Raw genomic sequence first — 4098 nt, forward strand, 5'->3', positions numbered from 1 at the left:
AATTGAGTCCCATGCGCTCTGCCCCACTGGAAGCCGATTGAATCGCAGCAGAACCAATTTTTCGAGCAGTATGAAGGATATCTGTCGTCACACGATCATGAACGGGCAGATGATGCAAAACTGGCCGCATTAGCGGCCAGAATTCGTGAGGCATAAATACTGAGCACTTCTGCCAGATGGCACCTTATCCGGCCGACGGTCTTTCAGGCCCGGTAAACATTTCACTCCCGGGCAAGACAGATTAGCGCCCAGCTACTTTCCCACGTTTTTTGTTCGCGGCAGGCGTCTGGCGCTGATGCGCCACAGGCGTGTGCTTGGTCAACGCCGGACGAGTATGACGGTTCTGGCGACGCGCTTCGCGCATCTCTTCCAGCGTAGGCGCCGGAACCAGACATTCGCGACGACCACCGATCAGATGCTTTTTCCCCATATCTTCCAGCGCCTGGCGGATTAACGGCCAGTTGGCTGGGTCGTGGTAACGCAGCAGCGCTTTATGCAGACGACGCTGTTTATCACCTTTCGGCACCACCACGTCTTCACTCTTGTAACCAATTTTACCCAGCGGGTTTTTCCCGGTGTAATACATGGTTGTGGAGTTCGCCAATGGTGATGGATAGAAGTTCTGCACCTGATCCAGACGGAAACGACGTTGCTTCAGCCACAGCGCCAGATTCACCATATCCTCGTCACGCGTCCCAGGATGCGCAGAAATAAAGTACGGGATCAGGTACTGCTCTTTACCGGCCTGTTTAGAGTAAGTGTCAAACAATTCCTTAAAGCGATCGTAGCTGCCCATCCCCGGCTTCATCATCTTCGACAGCGGGCCTTCTTCAGTATGCTCTGGCGCAATCTTCAGATAGCCGCCCACGTGGTGGGTCGCCAGCTCTTTGATATAGCGCGGATCTTCAACCGCGATGTCATAGCGCACACCTGAAGCGATAAGGATCTTTTTAATGCCTTTCAAATCACGCGCACGGCGATAGAGGTTAATCGTCGGCTCGTGATTGGTATCCATATGCGGACAGATATCCGGGTAGACGCATGACAAACGACGGCAGGTTTGCTCCGCACGCGGTGACTTACAGCGCAGCATATACATGTTCGCCGTTGGGCCGCCGAGATCGGAAATCACGCCGGTAAAGCCCGGAACGGTGTCGCGAATAGCTTCGATTTCATTGATGATCGAATCTTCAGAGCGGCTCTGGATAATGCGGCCTTCGTGCTCGGTGATCGAACAGAACGAGCAGCCGCCAAAACAGCCACGCATAATGTTGATCGAGAAACGGATCATCTCATAGGCCGGAATGCGGCTGTCGCCATACGCCGGATGCGGCACGCGCTTGTACGGCAGCGCAAAGACGCTGTCCATTTCTTCGGTAGAGAGCGGAATGGCTGGCGGGTTGATCCAGATGTAGCGATCGCCATGCTTTTGCATCAGCGCACGCGCACAGCCTGGGTTGGTTTCGTGGTGCAGGATACGCGACGCATGTGCATACAGCACTTTATCGCCCTTCACTTTTTCGAAGGACGGCAGCAGCACGTAGGTTTTTTCCCACGGTTTCGGGCGCGGCGGCTGTACAGTTACCGCTTTCGCTTCCTGCTTTTTCGGTGCGACAGGTTTGTTGTCGGCACACGGCAAATCCTCGCCGTACGGATGCGGGATCGGGTCAATTTTGCCCGGCGTGTCGAGACGCGTGGAATCCACCCCACTCCAGCCCGGCAGCGCTTCTTTAACCATAATCGCGGTGTTACGCACGTCGCGGATCTGATCGATAGTTTCACCCATCGCCAGACGATGCGCCACTTCCACCAGCGGACGTTCGCCGTTACCGAACATCAGCATGTCGGCTTTTGAATCCACCAGCACGGAGCGACGAACGGTATCAGACCAGTAGTCGTAGTGCGCGGTACGGCGCAGGCTGGCCTCAATACCGCCGAGAATAACCGGCACATCTTTCCATGCTTCCTTACAGCGCTGGGTATAGACCAGCGTCGCGCGGTCCGGGCGTTTGCCCGCCACGTTGTCTGGCGTATAAGCATCGTCATGGCGCAGTCGGCGATCGGCGGTATAACGGTTGATCATCGAATCCATGTTGCCCGCGGTAACACCAAAGAACAGGTTCGGTTTACCCAAACGCATAAAATCGTCTTTGTTGTTCCACTCCGGCTGGGCGATAATCCCAACACGAAAGCCCTGCGCTTCCAGCATACGGCCGCAAATTGCCATGCCAAAGCTGGGATGATCGACGTATGCATCGCCGGTAACCAGAATGATGTCGCAGCTATCCCAGCCAAGTTGGTCCATTTCGTCGCGTGACATCGGCAAAAATGGTGCCGGGCCAAAACAGGCAGCCCAGTACTGCGGCCAGGAGAAAAGGTCTCTGTCCGGCTGGATCAGGGATATTGCGCTCATAGTGCTTCCAAAAATGGTAAAAAAATAATCAAAGGCCGGGGATTATACGCTGTATGTCGGCAAGAAATGAAGTGGAGTCTGAGTCAGACAAGTAGAAAGTGATTTAAATTGTTAAATTTTACGACGCCCATTTTTATCATTCATAATTAACACCATGCCGGCCAGCTGAGATAACTCTTTTTCGGCGGGGGATTTTTCATTGCGACTCAACGATTCACTGCATATTTCCCAGTTACGGGTAGTTGTTCACCTGTGCGGATTTCTGGTTCTTCTCTACAGCTTCTCCATGCTGCCGCCGATGACCATTGCTCTGTTAAATAAAGAGCGGAGCTTTTTCGCTTTTTTCAGCACATTTATGACGTTCTTTACCCTCGGCGGTGGAGCGTGGCTGGCAACCAAACATGCAGGAATTCAACTACGAACCCGGGATGGCTTCGTCATTATCGTCCTGTTCTGGCTGCTGTTTTCGTTTATCAGCGCCATGCCGATGTGGATGGACGATGGCTTAAATCTCTCCTTTGCCGATGCCCTGTTCGAAGGGGTTTCCGGGATAACCACCACTGGCGCTACGGTAATTGACGACGTCAGCGCCTTGCCGAAATCGTATCTGTACTATCGGGCTCAGCTCAATTTTATTGGCGGCCTGGGGGTTATTGTCCTTGCCGTAGCGGTATTACCCCTGCTGGGTATTGGTGGTATGAAGCTGTATCAGTCTGAAATGCCAGGTCCCTTTAAAGAAGAACGCCTCACGCCAAGGCTTGCTGATACCGCACGTACGCTGTGGCTGACCTACGTCATTCTCGGCCTTATTTGTACTCTGGCCTACTGGGTTGCCGGGATGTCGTTTTTCGATGCCTTATGCCACGGGCTGTCGACGGTCTCTCTCGGCGGATTTTCCACCCGAAGTGAGAGCATCGGCTTTTATAACAGCCACGCTATTGAGTTAGTCGCCGGACTGTTTTCACTGCTGTCTGCGTTTAACTTCACCCTCTGGTACGTAGCTATTGTGAAACGTACCTTTAAGCCCTTTCGTCGTAATGCCGAGCTGCGTTTCTTTCTGCTTATTGCGCTGGTTGTCACCTTGATCGCCACCTGGCAGGTCTGGCGGGCGGGTATGTACGGGATAACGGACAGCCTGGTGCATGCCTTTTTTCTGGCCAGCTCCATGCTGACAGATAATGGCCTGTCGACGGCGGATTATGCGCAGTGGCCTTCGCACACGATCTTCATGCTGCTCAGCGCCAGTTTCTTCGGCGGTTGTGTCGGCTCGACCTGCGGGGGGATTAAGGTGCTGCGTTTTTTGATTATGTTCAAGCAATGCCGTCAGGAGTTACACCAGCTCGCGCATCCTCGCGCCCTGCTGAATATCAAAGTGGGCAATAACGTGGTAAGCGACCGAGTAGTGCGTTCGGTATGGAGCTTTTTCTTTCTCTACGTTTTATTTACCAGCTTTTTTATCTGGGCGCTCAATCTGATGGGCTACGATCTCTTCTCCTCTTTCGCCACCGTTGCCGCCTGCATCAATAACATGGGGCTGGGGTTTGGCATCACCGCAACGACGTTTGGCACCTTAAACGAGGAGGCAAAACTTCTGATGTGCGCGGCCATGATCATGGGGCGTCTGGAGATTTACCCCATTCTGATCCTGTTCTCGCGCATGTTCTGGCGGGCGTAACGGAAACTCC

General features: G+C 53.5%; 2 protein-coding genes and 1 pseudogene. 2 read left to right on the forward strand and 1 reads right to left on the reverse strand.

Features of this window, described 5'->3' with window-relative positions; genetic code table 11:
• Nucleotides 1-18: 18 nt before the first annotated feature.
• A pseudogene (locus tag KQJ19_RS24140) lies at nt 19-156 on the forward strand (hypothetical protein); the annotation flags it as partial.
• 85 nt (nt 157-241) lie between these two features.
• Here the strand turns inward: KQJ19_RS24140 and KQJ19_RS22670 are convergent.
• On the reverse strand, nt 242-2413 hold the full coding sequence (locus KQJ19_RS22670) for a YgiQ family radical SAM protein (RefSeq protein ID WP_003024532.1): 2172 nt from the start codon (nt 2411-2413) through the stop codon (nt 242-244).
• Between the two features lie 199 nt (nt 2414-2612).
• Here KQJ19_RS22670 and KQJ19_RS22675 point away from each other — a divergent pair, with 199 nt between their 5' ends.
• The gene (locus KQJ19_RS22675; protein WP_016157477.1) at nt 2613-4088 is read left to right on the forward strand and encodes a TrkH family potassium uptake protein; all 1476 of its coding nucleotides are present in this window, start codon (nt 2613-2615) and stop codon (nt 4086-4088) included.
• The last annotated feature ends 10 nt before the right edge of the window (nt 4089-4098 follow it).

This window comes from Citrobacter sp. S46_ASV_140, from assembly GCF_018919545.1.
Taxonomy (GTDB): Bacteria; Pseudomonadota; Gammaproteobacteria; order Enterobacterales; family Enterobacteriaceae; genus Citrobacter; species Citrobacter braakii.

What these genes read in the sequence shown, in the direction of transcription:
- KQJ19_RS22670 (WP_003024532.1), bottom strand. Translation starts at nt 2,413, where the DNA reads ATGAGCGCAATATCCCTGATCCAGCCGGACAGAGACCTTTTCTCCTGG.